This is a genomic window from Roseovarius halophilus (ex Wu et al. 2025), from assembly GCF_047086965.1.
Genome location: NZ_JBKOTX010000056.1, coordinates 1 through 15,575 on the forward strand (window position 1 = coordinate 1; position 15,575 = coordinate 15,575).

Sequence of the window (15,575 nt, forward strand, 5' to 3'; positions counted from 1 at the left end):
GCGCAGATGCTGGGCCGCCTGCCGGAGGATCTGCGCGGCGCGCGGGTGCTCGATGCCGGCTGCGGCACCGGGCAGATGACGGCCGAACTGGCCGCGCGCGGAGCCGAGGTGGTCGCCGTGGATATTTCGCCCGCACTGGTGGGCATCGCCGAGGCCCGCCTGCCCAAGGCCCTGCCGGGCCGCGTGGATTTCCGCGCCGGCGACATGCTGGCCGAAGAGCTTGGCAGTTTCGATCACGTCATGGCCATGGACAGCCTGATCTACTACGACCGTCACGACATCGCCCGCGCGCTGGGCGCGCTGGGCCGCCGCACCCGCGGCGAGATCCTCTTCACCGTGGCCCCCCGTACCCCGTTGCTGATGGCCATGTGGCACGCGGGCCGGATGTTCCCGCGCGCCGACCGCTCGCCCACCATGATTCCCCATGCGCCCACCGCGCTGCGCAGGGCCCTGTACCGGGCCGAGGCGCCGGGCCGGCTGACCCGGCTCGACCGGATCAGTTCGGGCTTCTACATCTCTCAAGCGCTGGAGCTGACGCCATGAGCCCGCGCCGTGGCTCTCCCCTGATGGCGCTGACCACGCGCTGGCTGCCCTTCGCGGATGCGGCCAGCGCGGGTCTGCCCATGGGCCAGCTGCTGCGGCTGTCGCTGTTCCAGGTCTCGGTGGGGATGGCGACGGTGATGCTGCTGGGCACGCTCAACCGCGTGATGATCGTGGAACTTTCGGTTCCGGCGGTGATCGTCGCCGTGATGATCGCGCTGCCGGTGCTGATCGCGCCCTTCCGGGCGCTGCTGGGCTTTCGCTCGGACACGCACCGCAGCGCCATCGGCTGGAAGCGCATCCCCTACCTGTGGTTCGGCTCGCTTTGGCAAATGGGCGGGCTTGCGGTGATGCCCTTCGCGCTGCTTGTGCTTTCGGGCCAGCAGGTCGTCGGCCCGACCTGGGCAGGCGAGGTGCTGGCCGCGCTGGCCTTCCTGATGACCGGCCTGGGCCTGCACATGACCCAGACCGCCGGCCTGGCCCTGGCCACCGACCGTGCGGATGACGCGACGCGGCCACGGGTCGTGGCCCTGCTCTATGTGATGTTCCTGCTGGGCATGGGCGCCTCGGCACTGATCATCGGCTGGCTGCTGCGCGATTTCACGCCCTTCACGCTGATCCGCGTGGTCCAGGGCGCCGCGGTGGTCGGCATCGTGCTGAACCTGGTCGCCCTGTGGAAACAGGAAAAGGTCACGCCGATGAGCCGCGAGGAGCGCGCCGCGCCGCGCCCCCGTTTCCGCGCCGCCTGGGCCGACCTGGCCGCGGGCGGGCAGGCCGGGCGGCTGCTAGCCGTGGTCTTTCTGGGCACCATGGCCTTCAACATGCAGGACGTGCTGCTGGAACCCTACGGCGGCGAGATCCTGGACCTCTCGGTCTCGGCGACCACGGTGCTGACGGCGGTCTGGGCGGCCGGTGCGCTGCTTGGCTTTGTCGGGGCCGGACGGATGCTGGCGCGGGGCAGTTGCACCTACCGCATCGCAGCCCTTGGATTGCTGGCAGGGGTCGCGGCCTTTTCCGTGGTCATTTTCGCCGCCCCGATGGATTCGGGCGTGATGTTCTTTGCCGGGGCCGCGCTGATCGGACTGGGCAGCGGATTGTTTGCCGTGGCCACGCTGACGGCGGCCATGACCATGCCCGCGACGGGCAAGGCCGGCCATGGCCTGGCGCTTGGCGCGTGGGGCGCGGCCCAGGCCACGGCGGCCGGGCTGTCGATCGCGCTTGGCGGCGGGCTGCGCGACTGGATCGGCGGACTGGCGACCTCCGGCGCGCTGGGCGAGGCGCTCAACACGGCCGCGACCGGCTATTCCTTCGTCTATCACCTCGAGATCGGCCTGCTGTTCCTGACACTTGCCGCGCTCGGACCGCTGGTGCGGCACGCGCCCCGGCGCCCACAGAGCCCCAAACAGAAGACGGCCCGCCTCGGCCTGGCCGACTTCCCCACATGAGACCCGCCTTTGAAAGGACACGGACATGACGGAAACATTCTTCGGACAAGTGGACCTGGCCAGCGTATCGCTCTGGCTGTTCTGGATCTTCTTCGCCGCGCTGATCGTCTACATCCAGCGCGAGAACATGCGCGAGGGCTACCCGCTGGAGGACGACGCGGGCACCCCCTCGTCCAACGAGGGGCTGTTCCCGCTGCCGCGCGACAAGACCTTCACCCTGCCCCATGGCCGCGGCGCGGTCACCGTGCCCTCGGGCCAGACCCCCGAGCGCAGCGACCTGGCGCTGGAGAAGACCTCTGCGACCAACGGCTTTCCGCTGGAGCCGACGGGCGATCCCATGGTCGACGGCGTCGGCCCGGCCTCCTGGGCGCCGCGGCGCGACATCCCCGAGCTTGACGGCCACGGCCATCCCAAGATCGTGCCCATGGCCGCCACCGATCATTTCAACGTGGCCGCCGGGCGTGATCCGCGCGGGCTGCCGGTGGTCGCGGGCGACAACGAGGTCGTCGGCGCCATCACCGACATGTGGATCGACGAGCCCGAGCAGCTGGTGCGCTACATCGAGGTGGAACTCGACGCCGACCACGGCGGCGGCAAGCGCCTGATCCCGCTGACCATGGCCCGGATCAAATCGAGCGAGGTCAAGGTGCGCTCGATCTTCGGGCAGCACTTTGCGGGCGTGCCGCAGAACGCCTCGCCCAACCAGGTAACCATGCTCGAGGAAGAGAAGATCTGCGGCTACTACGCCGGCGGCACGCTCTATGCCTCGCAGGCCCGTCAAGAGCCCCAACTGGGCTGAACAAGGAGAGGCTGCCATGAGTTCCCAGCACGACGATTTCGCAACCGAACCCGTCAAGGGCCTGCCCGAGACCCCGCCCGAGGGCGAGCACATCCTTTGGCAGGGACGCCCCGACTGGTGGGCGCTGACGCGGGACTCGCTCAACCTGGGCTGGGTCGCGGCCTATTTCGTCGCGCTGGCGCTCTGGCGTTTCGGGATGCTGGTGGACCAGGTCAGCCTGGCCAGTGCTTTCGCGGCCTCCTTTCCGTTCCTGATCCTGGGCGGGATCGCGGCGGCGCTGCTGCTGCTGATCGGTGTCGTGCAGGCGCGCAGCACGGTCTACACCATCACCAACCGGCGGGTGGCCATGCGCATCGGCGCGGCCCTGACGGTGACGCTGAACCTGCCCTTCACGCAGATCGCCCGCGCCGATCTGACCACGCGCCGGGGCGGCACCGGCACCATCGCACTGGAGTTGCTGGGCGACACCAAGCTGAGCTACCTGGTCTGCTGGCCGCATGTGCGGCCCTGGCACATCCGCCACCCGCAGCCCGCCCTGCGCTGCATCCCCGAGGCCGACAAAGTGGCCGGGCTGCTGGCCGAGGCCGCCGAGGCGCGCGTGAACACGCCTCAACTGGCCCGGACCGAAACGCCACGGCCCGCGCAAGTGGCCGCCGAGTAAGCAGGTGCAAGAGATGACCCAGACAGAAACCCATCCCCCCGCCATCCACAACAAGGACCTGATCCCCCGCACCATGGTCCGGGCCATGTTCGGCCTGGTCATGGCGGTGCTGGTGATTGTGACCCTGGCCCGGCTGACCGACCGGCCGCTGATCGCCACGCCGCCCGAGGGGGACGTGGTGCAATCGCGCGAATTGCTCATGACCGGCGACATGTCCGGGGCGGTTACGGTGCGCGGGCCCGATGGCGCCCTGATCGCCGATCTGGGGCCGGACCAGGGCGGATTCGTGTCCGGGGTGATGCGGGTCATCGAACGCGAACGCACGAAACACCGGGTCGCCCTCGACGGCCCTGTCACGCTCAGGCGGCACGACACGGGCCGCCTCACCATCCACGACCCGTCAACGGGCTGGAGCGCCGACCTGATGGGGTTCGGCGCGGACAATGCCGGGGCCTTTGCATGGCTTCTGGCGCAATGAGGCATGTCACCCGGGAGGGCGGGACCCCGCCCGGGACAACGGACATGCGCCAACAGGGAAAAGGAGGCCAAGAATGGGATGGCTTACCAGGGAAATTGAACGTGCCCCCTGCACGGTGGAGATCAGCCACAAGTTCGAATCGCTTCACGCGCATCTGCGGTTCAACAACGGCGCCACCGTCTATCCGGGCGACGAGGTGAAGGTGCACGGCCCCGAGATCATGGCGCCCTTCGGCGAGATCGTCACCGAGGACCGCGAGGCGACCATCGTGCGCGCCAGCGGGCTGGAACGGCTCTGGACCCGCCTGACCGGCGATTTCGAGGTCATGGAGCTTTGCGAATTTTCCTTCTCCGAGGAGGTGACGCTATGAACGTCCAGGACTCGCAGACGCGCTCCTCTGGCGCGACTCACAGCGCAGATGCGAAAACCGCCGAGGAAGGCATCGCTATCCAGCAGGAACAGGCGAAGTTCGACAGCACCGCGGCCACCGAGGCGGCCATGTCGAACACCCTGCTGACGCCGCGCTTCTACACCACCGATTTCGACGAGCTTGACGCGATCGACGTGAGCCCCGTGCGCGCCGACTGGGACAAGCTGATCGCGCAGATGGTGGCCGACCCCAACAAGGGCCACTTCAAGAAGAACGAGGAGTGGGACCATGTCGACTGGGAGGGTATGGACCCCGCCCTGCGCAAGGAATTCATCGACTTCCTGATCTCGTCCTGCACCGCCGAGTTCTCGGGCTGCGTGCTCTACAAGGAAATGAAGCGGCGCGGCACCAACCCCGACGTCACGCAGCTGTTCCAGCTGATGGCGCGCGACGAGGCGCGGCACGCGGGCTTCATCAACGACGCCCTGCGCGAGGCGGGCGTGGCGGTGAACCTCGGCTTTCTGACGCAGAAGAAGAAATACACCTACTTCCGGCCCAAGTTCATTTACTACGCCACTTACCTGTCGGAAAAGATCGGCTATGCCCGCTACATCACCATCTTCCGGCACCTCGAAGAACACCCCGAGCACCGCTTTCACCCGCTGTTCAAGTGGTTCCGCGAATGGTGCAACGACGAGTTCAGCCACGGCGAGGCCTTCGCGCTGCTGATGCGCACGGACCCCAAGATCACCAGCGGGCGCAACGTGTACTGGATCAAGTTCTTCCTGACGGCGGTCTTTGCCACGATGTATGTCCGCGACCACCAGCGCCCGGCCTTTCACAAGGCCCTTGGCGTCGATCCCGACTGGTACGCGCAGGAGGTTTTCACCAAGACCTCCGAGATCTCAAAGCAGGTCTTCCCGATCACGCTGGATATCCAGAATCCGCGCTGGCAGGCGGGCCTGGAACGCCTGCAGCGGGCTAATGCCGACCTGGACGCCGCGCGCAAGCGCGGCGGGCTTATGGGCGGGCTGCAGCGGCTGACGGCCCAGGCGCGTGCGGCCACGGCCTTTGCCCGGCTCTACTTCATCCCGGCCAAGCGGCACGACGTGCCCGACAGCCCGCGGCTGCAGCCCGCCTACTGATGGGCGCCGGGGGGACATATCGCGGCCAGGCAGGCCCGGGGGGGGCGCCATGATGGCCAACCCCTGGATCGCCGCCGGCGTCGCGCTGTTCCTGTGGTGGTTTTCCACCGGGATCATCCTGCTGGTGGTGCGCCGGGCCGACAGGTCCGGCGCCGTGGCCCGCCGCACGCTGACCTGGGGGGCCTTGCCGGTGCCGGTGCTGGGTGCTTGGGGCTTTTGGGTCACGCTGGACCAGACCGGGCCGGCGGCGGCCTACGGGGCCTTCCTCTCGGCCCTGGCGCTCTGGGGCTGGATCGAACTGGCCTTCCTGACCGGCGCGATCACCGGCCCCAACCTGCGCCCCTGCCCCGAGCGCCTGCCTGAATGGGAACGCTTCCTTCGGGCCTGGGGCACGATCGCCCATCACGAGGTGCTGCTGACCGCGGTGCTGGCCGGGATCTGGATCGCGGGCTTCGGCGCAGCCAATATCGTCGCGCCGTGGATCTTCACGACGCTCTATTTCGCGCGGGTCTCGGCCAAGCTGAACCTCTATTTCGGCGTGCCCCGGATCAATACCGAGTTCATCCCCGAGGCGCTGGCCCACCTGACCAGCCATTTCCGGATCTCGCGGCTCAACTGGGTCTTTCCCATTTCGATCACCGCGCTGACCTGGGCCAGCGCCTGCTGGATCGAGCGGCTGCTGGCCGCCCCCACCCCGGGCGCGGCCGTGGGCTTTGCCCTGCTGACCGCACTGACCCTGCTGGCCGCGCTGGAGCACTGGCTCATGGTGCTGCCGCTGCCGGATGCGAAGCTCTGGCGCTGGATGCTGCCCGCGCCCAAGACACCAACCAAAACGATAAGATCGGAGGGACCCCATGGATTTTGACGCGATGTTTTCCGCGCAGCTGGACCGTTTGAAAGACGATGGGAATTACCGCGTCTTCGCAGAACTCGAACGCCAGTGCGGGGCCTTTCCCCGCGCGCGCAGCCATGACGCCGAGGCCCCCGACGAGGTCACCGTGTGGTGTTCCAACGACTACCTCGGCATGGGCCAGCACCCGGTCGTGCGCCAGGCCATGAAGGATACCGTGGACCAATGCGGCACCGGCGCGGGCGGCACCCGCAACATCTCGGGCACCAACCGCCACCACGTCGCGCTGGAGGCCGAGTTGGCCGACCTGCACGGCAAGGAGGCGGCGCTGCTGTTCACCAGCGGCTACGTCTCGAACTGGGCCGCGCTCTCGACGCTTGGGTCGCGCCTGCCCGACGCGGTGATCCTGTCGGACGCGGGCAACCACGCCTCCATGATCGAGGGCATCCGCCATTCGCGGGCGCAAAAGGTGATCTGGAAGCACAACGACCCGCAGGACCTGGACGCCAAGCTGTCCGCCCTGCCGGCCAATGCGCCCAAGATCGTCGCCTTCGAGAGCGTCTATTCCATGGATGGCGACGTCTGCCCCATGGAAGAGATCATCGAGGTGGCCGAGAAGCACGGCGCCATGACCTATCTCGACGAGGTGCACGCGGTGGGCCTTTACGGCGCCCGCGGCGGCGGCATCTCCGAGGCGCGCGGTCTCGCCCACCGCATCACCCTGATCGAGGGCACGCTGGGCAAGGCCTTTGGCTGCATGGGGGGCTATGTCACCGGCTCGGCGGCGCTGTGCGACTTCATCCGGTCCTTTGCCAGCGGCTTCATCTTCACCACCGCCCTGCCGCCCGCCATCGCGGCGGCCGCGCAGGCCTCGATCGCGCATCTGAAAACCTCGCAGGTCGAGCGCGACCAGCAGCGCCGGCAAGTGGCCCGGCTGCGCGAGATGCTCGACAAGCAGGGCATCCCGCACCTGCACAACGACAGCCATATCATCCCGGTGATGATCAAGGACCCGGTCAAGTGCCGGATGCTGGCGGATATCCTGATGCGCGATTTCGGCATCTACGTGCAGCCGATCAACTATCCGACCGTGCCCAAAGGCACCGAACGGCTGCGCTTCACACCCGGCCCGCTGCACAGCGACGCCGACCTGGTGCATCTGGTCGAAGCGCTCACGACATTGTGGAAGCAATGCGCCCTTGCCCACGCGGTGGCCTGACAGGTTCCCCTTGACGCGGCGCGGCAACCATACATCTTGCACTATGTTTCAGGGGATCGTCCGACCCCCCTCAAGCGACGGTTACGCCCGGGCGGGCGGAGCCGTGTAACGGCGAAAAAGGAAACAAATCATGAAATTCACACGACGCAAGACGCTCGCACTCATGTCGGCCACAGCGGCCGGCAGCATGGCCGGATTGTCGGCCCGCGCCGAAAGCCATGGCGGGGGCACGGTGCACGAGGTGCTGATGCTCAACTCCCATCCCGATGACCGGTCCGAGCGCATGGTCTTCGTCCCCGACATCGTGCGCGCCGAACCCGGCGACACCATCCGCTTCGTATCCGAGGACCCGGGCCACAACAGCCAGGTGAACCCCGATATGATGCCCGAGGGCGGCGAGGAATGGCGCGGCCGCGTCAACCAGGACGTCGAAGTCACACTTGAGACCGAGGGCACTTATGGCTATTTCTGCCTGCCCCACCGTGGCCTCGGCATGGTCGGGCTGGTGCTCGTGGGCGATGCCTCGGTAAACTTCGAAGAGGCCCGCCAGGCCCAGACCCGCGGCCAGGAAAAGAAGCGTTACGACGAAATCTTCGCCCGCGCCGAGGAGATGCTGGCCGAGGAAAACGCCTGAGCCAGACCCAAAATCCGGCACGCGACGGCCCGGAGCGCATCAGCGCCCCGGGCTTTTTCATGTGCGGGGATGTCAGACGGATCGGCCCACCAGCGAGAGCGCCGGTGCCCCGATGCCCAGCGCGCCACGGACACGGTCGGCGATATCCCCGGCGGTCATGCCCGCCTCGGCATACATCTCGGCCGGGCTGGCCTGGTCGATGAAACGATCCGGCAGGCAGATATTGCGGATCGCAAGGCCCCGGTCGAAACAGCCCCGCCGGGCCAGTTCATGCATGACGACCGATCCGAAACCGCCCTCGGCCCCCTGCTCGACCGTCACCAGAACCCGGTGATCGCGCGCCAGCGTTTCGACAAGGTCGCCGTCCAGCGGCTTGGCAAAGCGCGCATCGGCCACGGTCGCGCCGATCCCGTCCTCCGCCAGCGCATCGGCGGCTTTCAGGCACTCTCCCAAGTGGGCCCCGAAAGACAGGATCGCGACCTCTTCGCCCTGCCGGATCAATCGGCCCTTGCCGATCTCAAGCACCTCGCCCCGTTCGGGCAGCGCCACGCCGGTACCCGACCCGCGCGGATAGCGAAAGGCGATCGGGCCGCCTTCATGCGCGGCGGCGGTGGCCACCATGTGGACAAGCTCGGCCTCGTCCGCGGCCGCCATGACGGTCAAGCCCGGCAGGCTGGACAGGTAGCCGACGTCGAAGGCCCCGGCATGGGTCGCCCCGTCGGCGCCCACCAGCCCGGCGCGGTCGATGGCAAAGCGCACCGGCAGGCCCTGGATGGCCACGTCATGGACCACCTGGTCATAGGCACGCTGCAGGAAGGTCGAATAGATCGCGCAGAAGGGTTTCAGCCCGCTGGCCGCCATGCCGGCGGCGAAGGTCACACCGTGCTGTTCGGCGATGCCGACATCAAAGACCCGGGCCGGAAAGCGCTCGGCCATCTTCGCCACTCCCGTGCCGTCCGGCATCGCCGCGGTGACGGCAACCACGCGGTCGTCGCGCGTGGCCGCGTCGGTAAGCGCGTTTCCGAAGACCGAGGTGTAGGACGGCGCGCCAGCGGCCTTCTTGGCCTGCGCCCCGGTGGCGGGGTCGAATTTCGCCACGCCGTGGCCGCAGTCGGCGGCGTCCTCGGCGGGGCCATAGCCCTTGCCCTTGACCGTGCAGCAATGGATCAGCACCGGCCCGGTCGCCCGCGCCCGCGCGGCGCGCAGCACCGGCAGCAGCTGGTCCATGTCGTGCCCGTCGATGGGGCCGATGTAGTCGAAGCCCAGCTCCTCGAAGAGCGTTCCACTGCCGGTCAGCCCGGTGACCATCTGGCGCGCGCGCTTTGCCCCCTCGCGCATGGGGGCGGGCATGGCGGACTCGACCCCCTCGGCCATGGACCGCACCCGCGCCAGCGGCTCGCTGGCATACATCCGGCTGAGGTAGGACGACATCGCCCCCACGGGCGGCGCGATGGACATCTCGTTGTCGTTGAGGATCACGAAAAGGCGCCGCCCCTCGTGCCCCGCGTTGTTCATCGCCTCGTAGGCCATACCGGCGCTGATCGCCCCGTCGCCGATCACGGCGATGGAATCCCCTGTCGGCTGGCCCATGTCGCGGCCCACGGCAAAGCCCAGCGCCGCGCTGATCGAGGTGCTAGAATGCGCCGCACCGAAGGGGTCATGCAGGGACTCGCTTCGCTTGGTAAAGCCTGACAGGCCGTCCTTCTGGCGCAGGGTGCGGATGCGGTCGCGCCGCCCGGTCAGGATCTTGTGCGGATAGCACTGGTGGCCCACGTCCCAGACCAGCTTGTCGCGGGGGGTGTCGAAGACGGCGTGGATCGCCACGCTCAACTCCACCACACCCAGCGAGGAGCCGAGATGCCCGCCGGTCTCGGAGACGGCCGAGATCACCTCTGAGCGCAGCTCCGTGGCGAGCCGGGCCAGCTTGGCATCGGGAAACTGGCGCAGGTCGGATGGCCCGGCCACCCGGTCCAGAAGCGGTGTTTGAGGTCTGTCGTCGCGCATGGCTCCCCCCTGTCGCGGTGATGACGGCACCGCGCGGCCATGCCCCTGGGCGGGCGGCGCGATGTCCGTCCGGGGGCGGCGACCGGGCCGCCGCCCCCGACATCCCTAGTCGGCGTCGTCGTAGACCGGAGCGCCCGTTGTGGCGAGTTCGGGCCAGTCGGCGATGACATTGGTGCCCTGCAAGGGTTGCTGATAGCCCTTGTGGCAGGTCTTGCAGGCAGCCTTGGGTGCGTCCTGATGCGCCGGGCCCAGCCGTTCGGCAGGGTATTCATCCCGCAGCGGCACCAGGTAGTCGTTGTTCATCTCCAGCACCATCTGGATACCGAGGCTCTCGGTGGCCCATTGCGGCGTCACCTGCGCCCCGTCGTAGAAGGCGCGGCTGTTGTGGCAGAACACGCAGTTCACCCCCAGCGAGTTGCTGACGTAGTTCATCAGCGAATAGGTCCGCTCGGCGTTCTGGATGGCCGGGATGCCCGGGTCCGCAGGACTGCCCTCGACCCGCGACGCCAGGTCGTGAACGCCGATGATCTCGCCGTCGAGCAGGTAGGTCTCCAGCGCATCCGAGGGCAGCGAGGTCGATTGCGACTGTGCCGTCGACCGGTTCTGGTTGGCCGACCAGCCTTCGGCGGAGTCGTTGACATCGCCCATGGTGAACCAGATGTCGCTGGGCACGTTCTCGCCACGGTGGCAGGTCATGCAGGTGACGCCGACCTCCTTGTTGGCATTGACGTGCCCGGCCCAGTTCTCGTTGAGGTTCTGGGTCATCTGGATCATCCGGCGCGCGACGACCTTGGTATAGAGGGTGTCCTCGGCGTAGGTTTCCAGCCCGCCATCCCCATGGCAGTAGGCGCAGCCCTCGTCCGGGGCGACCCAGCGGGTGATCGCCGACATCAGCCGATTGAAGTTGGCATCGGTCAGATCGCCCAGAACCTGCACGTTTTCGTAAACATCCCCCGCCAGCGCCTCGCCCGGTTCGGGCAGGAACGGCGGGTCCTCGATCAAGAGCGCGATGTCCGGGTCAGGCTCGGACAGGTCGGCCTGGAACTCGGGCACGGACATGCCCGTGCCGCGCGGGCCCGTCTGCAGGCTGTTGGTGGGCACCGGGTTGCCGAAGGCCACCAGCATCGAGGCGGTGAAGACCGCGGCGCCGATCACCCCGATCAGCACCGCGGGGCCGTAGATATTGACGGGATTGTCCCGGTTCCACTTGTCATACCACTTGGGAAACATGGGTCATTCCTCCTGCCCGATGAAGCCTTCGTAAGACCCATAGGCCTCGTAGCCGTAAGATCCGTCATACATCGGCGCGAAGTTGTGTTCCTGCGCCCAGATGAACCAGTTGTCGACGACCGTGCCGGTCAGCAGGATGCCGATTCCGCCCGTGATCGGGGTCAGCACCGCAAACCACCAGGCCCAGCGGTGAATGCCCTCCATCGTGGCGTTGAAGCCCATGGTCCAGCGCCAGAACAGCGCGGCCCGTTCGCTGGCCGTGCCACGATCCACGATCTGTTCCAGCTCGCGGTCTCCGCCGAATCGGGTCACGGCCAGGATCGTCGCCCCGTGCATCGCGAAGAGCAGGACCGACCCATAGAGGAACACGATGCTCAGGCAGTGGAACGGGTTGTAGTAGAGGTTGCCGTAGCGGATCGAGAAGGCGGTGGTCCAGTCGAGGTGCGGGAAGATGCCATAGGGCACCGCCTCGGACCAGGAGCCCATGAGCACCGGGCGGAACAGCCCCAGCACCAGGAACAGCCAGATCGCCGAGCCGAAGGCCCAGAAGACATGCTTGCCCATCTTGTGACTGGCCGCCAGTTGATAGGAGCGCGCCCACCAGGCCAGCACCGAGATAAGCAGGAAGAACGAACTGATGATGTACCAGCCCCCGTCGTTGAGCGGCGGGATCGACAGGCCATGTTCCGGGCTGGGCGGTTCAAGCGCCAGCCAGAAGCCCTGGCGCAGGAATTCCGGGATCGACCATCCCACCTGCGCCAGCATGTTGAAGCCCACGATGGTGAACCACAAAAGGCCGGTGGCCAGGCTGATCAGCCCCAGCATGCCGAGGTTGATCGGCCCCACCTGGGCGTTGCCGAACAGGCCCAACAGCTTCGAGTAGAAGGGCGTGCCGGCGCGTTCGGCCATCAGCCGGCCGCCGGTGTCGTCCAGGCCCATCTCGGGCGTCCCCTGGACCTGCACTTGCGTGAATATGTTCTGATACTCGGCCATGGTTTACATCCCCACCTGAGAGGGCCAGATCGGCGCCTCGAGCCACCAGTTCCACCATTCGGGCCAGCCCTTGGTCCAGACCGGGCCGCTGATGATGATACAGATCGCGGACCAGAACCCGGCGTTCAGCGCGAGCAGAAGCCCGACCCGGTGAATGCCCAACGTGCCCACGGAATAGCCGATGAAGTCGCGAAAGAAGGTGTCCTCGTGATCGGGCGTCTTCATCTCTTCGCCCTTCTCGGGGTTCGCCGCCGAGAGGATCAGCCCGCCGTGCAGAGCAAGCGCCAGCGTGGTGGTGAAAAAGAAGGTCACCGCCAGCATATGCGCCGGGTTGTAGTGGAAATGCAGGTAGGCGTAGCCGGTGTTCGAGACCCAGTCGAGGTGACTGAAGATGCCGTAGGGAAAGCCGTGCCCCCAGGCGCCCATCAGCAGCGGCCGAAAAACGACCAGCGTGGCATAGGCGAAGATGGCAAAGCTGAAGGCGACGGGCACATGATAGCCCATGCCCAGCTTGCGGCAGATCTCGACCTCGCGCAGCGCCCAGCTGATGAAGGCCCCCAGCGCGCAGATCGTGATGATCTGCCACAGGCCGCCCTCCATGAGCGGCGCCATGCCCAGACCGTAGCTCAGATCAGGCGGCGCGATGTTGATGAGCCAGGGATTGAAGGTCCCCTGTTGCGAGGCTCCCCAGAATATCAGGATGGTTCCGAGCAGGGCGAAAAAGGCCGTCGTGACCCCGAAGAAGCCGACGTAGAAGGGTCCGACCCAGAAGTCGAACAGATCACCGCCGATCAGCGTCCCCCCGCGGACCCGGTATTTTCTTTCGAAACTGAGCAAGGCCATTTTCGTCGTCTCCGCGTGTTGTGGCCTGTCGGGGTCTGCCGCGACGGACCGAAGAATTCTTGATGGTCACCGCGGGCGAGCGCACCCGCCCGCGGCATCAGTCTTGCCAGGCGATCACCGCCCGTACTTCTCGGCCGCGATTTCAAACCAGTTGAAACCGTCGGTGCTCAGAAGCACGAGGTGGATCATCGCCGCGAGCAGGAACAGGAAGACGCCCTGCGCCACGAAAACGCGACGGGGGTCAAAGATGAGCCAGATCTTGTAGAACTTTGCCATTTATGAACCCTTCCTCAGAACCAGGGGAACCAGATGAAGGTCGCGATATGCGCGACCACCGCGATCAGTGAGAACAGCCAAAGGCCGCTCATGTACACCGAATGCAGTTCCTGGGCCTGCTCGTCATTGAGACCTGTGAAGGACAGGTCGGATTTATCAGCCATGAACTTTCCTCCGGAATGTTATGCTGACGCCGCGTACCCCGCGGCCGGGTGCCTTCGGGGCCTTCACGGTCCCTCAGGTTTCTGTCCGCCCCCCGAAGGGGAACAGGCAGCTCGTGTCCCGGATCACCGGCCCCCGGACGGGGGTCAGGCCGAGAAAATGAAGGGCGTCATGCGGTCCGCTTCGGCCCAGGCGCGCGCCAGGGGGCCGCGCAGGTTCAGAGTGCGGCAGCGGGCCACATCACGCGCCCAGCGCAGGGTCCCGAAGGGCACGGCGCAGATGAAAATCAGCGTGAAATAGACATGGAATTCGGCGCTCCGGCGGCGGCCACAGCGGGCGCGCGGCGCGACGTGCGAAGAGATGTCGGTCATGGGTCAGTCCTCCTTGAGAGTCGTGGTGCCCGTCTCGGGCGAAAGCGATTGAACGGTTTCCAGCACCACCCGGTCCTGGCCCTGGCGCAGGGCACTGTCCTCGGCGGCGTCGCGCAGGGACTTGGCGGCGGAAATTCGGGTCAGCACGGGATGGCCGGCGACGATGCGGTCCAGCTCGCGGCTGGCGTCAGCGTCCCAGGGGAAATCCCGGCGCAGCGGTGTGGGCGTGGCGGTGCCTGCATCCATCTCGCTGCCCAGCGGCAGGATATGGAACAGAGCGTCGAACAGGCCGTTGCAGACCTCCTGCAACAGATAGGTCGCCCCGGCATAGCCCATCATCGGCGTGCCCGTGGCGCGCCGGATCGCGGCGCCGGGGAACGAGGCAGGAATGAAGGCCGGTTGCGGCCCGTGCCCGCCACCAGTCTCGGCCAGGTAGATCTTCTCGTTGATCGAGCCCATCAGGATCAGCGGCCGCTTCTGCGCGATCAGCGCGCGGACCTCTTCGTTGTTCGTCTTGGTGCCCGCGCAGCGCGCCACGGCAAAGGCGCAGGGCAGGCCCAGGTCGCCTTCCAGGAAATGGCGGATGCCGCGGGCATAGGTCTCCGAGGCGACAATGCCGAAATTCGCGGTGGCAAAGAAATCCTGCGTGACCGAGCGCCAGAGATCCCAGACGGGTTTTAGCGTCGCGTGCTTCTCGGTCGCGATGAAAGGTTCCGGATCAAGCCCCAGCAATTCGCCCAGCTTGCGCAGGAACAGGGTCGTCGACTCGACCCCTATGGGCGCCTGCAAATAGGGCTTGTCCAGAACCTCCGCCAGACCCCGGCCAAACTCACGATACATGCAGATATTCACATCGGCATTCACCAGATCGCGCATCTCGGCCAGATGGGCGCCCAGCGGCATCACCATGTTGACCTCGGCCCCGATACCCTCGACGAGGCGGCGAATCTCGGCCAGGTCGCTGGGCATGTTGAAGGTCCCATACATCGGCCCCAGGATATTGACGCGCGGGGCGGCGCCCTCTTCACGCGTCTTCTCCTTCGGCATCCGGCCCTTGGTCATGCCGAACTCGGTGAACAGCCAGGTCATGGCCCGGTCGGCGGCCTGCCACTGGTCCTCGTCGATGGTGCGCGGCAGGAACCGTTGCAGGTTGGTGCCCTGCGGGGTGACACCGCCGCCGATCATCTCGGCGATGGAGCCTGTCACCACCACCGCGGGCAATGCGGGATCGAGCGTGCCCCAGGCGCGTTTCATCGCGCCCTCGGTGCCCTCGCGGCCCAGTTCCTCCTCGCCCAGGCCGGTGACGACGATGGGCAACTCGTGCGGCGGCAGCGCGTCGGTGTAATGCAGCACGGATGTGACCGGCAGGTTCTCGCAGCCCACGGGGCCGTCGATGACCACCTGAAGGCCCTTGACGGCGCAGAAGGCATAGACCGCCCCCCAGTAGCCGCCCGCCCTATCGTGGTCCTGGATCAGCATGACAGCCCCCCGTGCCTCTTCTGGCCCGAAATATCCCGGGGGAGTCCCCGCCGTGGCGGGGACGGGGGCAGCGCCC

General features: G+C 67.0%; 18 protein-coding genes. 10 read left to right on the forward strand and 8 right to left on the reverse strand.

What is annotated here, in order from left to right; translation table 11 throughout:
• The 10 genes from bchM to ACH107_RS13120 form a co-directional block, all read left to right on the forward strand.
• A partial coding sequence (bchM, locus tag ACH107_RS13075; protein WP_412506225.1) for a magnesium protoporphyrin IX methyltransferase occupies window positions 1-543 on the forward strand: 543 nt, incomplete at its 5' end.
• On the forward strand, window positions 540-1,985 hold the full coding sequence (locus ACH107_RS13080; RefSeq protein WP_412506226.1) for a PucC family protein: 1,446 nt from the start codon (window positions 540-542) through the stop codon (window positions 1,983-1,985). The genes bchM and ACH107_RS13080, both read left to right, overlap by 4 nt.
• Before the next feature lie 25 nt (window positions 1,986-2,010).
• Window positions 2,011-2,784, forward strand: coding sequence for a photosynthetic reaction center subunit H (puhA, locus tag ACH107_RS13085; RefSeq protein WP_310689941.1), 774 nt, complete (start codon window positions 2,011-2,013; stop codon window positions 2,782-2,784).
• A gap of 16 nt (window positions 2,785-2,800) precedes the next feature.
• Complete coding sequence (puhB, locus tag ACH107_RS13090; protein ID WP_412506227.1) at window positions 2,801-3,445, forward strand: photosynthetic complex putative assembly protein PuhB; 645 nt, start codon at window positions 2,801-2,803, stop codon at window positions 3,443-3,445.
• Window positions 3,446-3,458: 13 nt separating this feature from the next.
• On the forward strand, window positions 3,459-3,923 hold the full coding sequence (puhC, locus tag ACH107_RS13095; protein WP_412506228.1) for a photosynthetic complex assembly protein PuhC: 465 nt from the start codon (window positions 3,459-3,461) through the stop codon (window positions 3,921-3,923).
• A 73-nt stretch (window positions 3,924-3,996) separates the two neighbouring features.
• Window positions 3,997-4,293: a hypothetical protein gene (locus ACH107_RS13100; protein WP_084860642.1), complete on the forward strand. Its 297-nt coding sequence runs from the start codon at window positions 3,997-3,999 to the stop codon at window positions 4,291-4,293.
• Complete coding sequence (acsF, locus tag ACH107_RS13105; RefSeq protein WP_412506229.1) at window positions 4,290-5,438, forward strand: magnesium-protoporphyrin IX monomethyl ester (oxidative) cyclase; 1,149 nt, start codon at window positions 4,290-4,292, stop codon at window positions 5,436-5,438. Before ACH107_RS13100 ends, acsF begins: the two co-directional genes overlap by 4 nt.
• Window positions 5,439-5,490: 52 nt before the next feature.
• On the forward strand, window positions 5,491-6,303 hold the full coding sequence (gene puhE, locus ACH107_RS13110; RefSeq protein WP_412506238.1) for a putative photosynthetic complex assembly protein PuhE: 813 nt from the start codon (window positions 5,491-5,493) through the stop codon (window positions 6,301-6,303).
• Window positions 6,293-7,507, forward strand: a complete 1,215-nt coding sequence (gene hemA, locus ACH107_RS13115) for a 5-aminolevulinate synthase (protein WP_310689937.1) — start codon at window positions 6,293-6,295, stop codon at window positions 7,505-7,507. Before puhE ends, hemA begins: the two co-directional genes overlap by 11 nt.
• Window positions 7,508-7,637: 130 nt before the next feature.
• Window positions 7,638-8,141 carry a pseudoazurin gene (locus tag ACH107_RS13120; RefSeq protein WP_310689936.1) on the forward strand — a complete coding sequence of 168 codons (504 nt, stop codon included), beginning with the start codon at window positions 7,638-7,640 and terminating at the stop codon, window positions 8,139-8,141.
• 72 nt (window positions 8,142-8,213) lie between these two features.
• Here ACH107_RS13120 and dxs read toward each other — a convergent pair whose 3' ends face one another.
• The 8 genes from dxs to bchZ form a co-directional block, all read right to left on the reverse strand.
• On the reverse strand, window positions 8,214-10,145 hold the full coding sequence (dxs, locus tag ACH107_RS13125; protein WP_412506230.1) for a 1-deoxy-D-xylulose-5-phosphate synthase: 1,932 nt from the start codon (window positions 10,143-10,145) through the stop codon (window positions 8,214-8,216).
• Between the two features lie 105 nt (window positions 10,146-10,250).
• Window positions 10,251-11,375, reverse strand: coding sequence for a photosynthetic reaction center cytochrome PufC (gene pufC / locus ACH107_RS13130; protein ID WP_310689934.1), 1,125 nt, complete (start codon window positions 11,373-11,375; stop codon window positions 10,251-10,253).
• 3 nt (window positions 11,376-11,378) lie between these two features.
• Window positions 11,379-12,368 (reverse strand): photosynthetic reaction center subunit M, encoded by a 990-nt coding sequence (pufM, locus tag ACH107_RS13135; RefSeq protein WP_310689933.1) that lies wholly within the window; start codon window positions 12,366-12,368, stop codon window positions 11,379-11,381.
• 3 nt (window positions 12,369-12,371) lie between these two features.
• Entirely contained in the window at window positions 12,372-13,211 is an 840-nt protein-coding gene (gene pufL, locus ACH107_RS13140) for a photosynthetic reaction center subunit L (protein ID WP_310689932.1), read from the reverse strand.
• 114 nt (window positions 13,212-13,325) lie between these two features.
• Window positions 13,326-13,487 (reverse strand): light-harvesting antenna LH1, alpha subunit, encoded by a 162-nt coding sequence (gene pufA, locus ACH107_RS13145; RefSeq protein ID WP_084860649.1) that lies wholly within the window; start codon window positions 13,485-13,487, stop codon window positions 13,326-13,328.
• Window positions 13,488-13,501: 14 nt separating this feature from the next.
• Window positions 13,502-13,651 carry a light-harvesting antenna LH1, beta subunit gene (gene pufB, locus ACH107_RS13150; protein WP_310689931.1) on the reverse strand — a complete coding sequence of 50 codons (150 nt, stop codon included), beginning with the start codon at window positions 13,649-13,651 and terminating at the stop codon, window positions 13,502-13,504.
• A 144-nt stretch (window positions 13,652-13,795) separates the two neighbouring features.
• Complete coding sequence (pufQ, locus tag ACH107_RS13155) at window positions 13,796-14,020, reverse strand: cytochrome PufQ (RefSeq protein WP_310689930.1); 225 nt, start codon at window positions 14,018-14,020, stop codon at window positions 13,796-13,798.
• Between the two features lie 3 nt (window positions 14,021-14,023).
• On the reverse strand, window positions 14,024-15,499 hold the full coding sequence (gene bchZ / locus ACH107_RS13160) for a chlorophyllide a reductase subunit Z (RefSeq protein WP_310689929.1): 1,476 nt from the start codon (window positions 15,497-15,499) through the stop codon (window positions 14,024-14,026).
• Window positions 15,500-15,575: the final 76 nt, after the last annotated feature.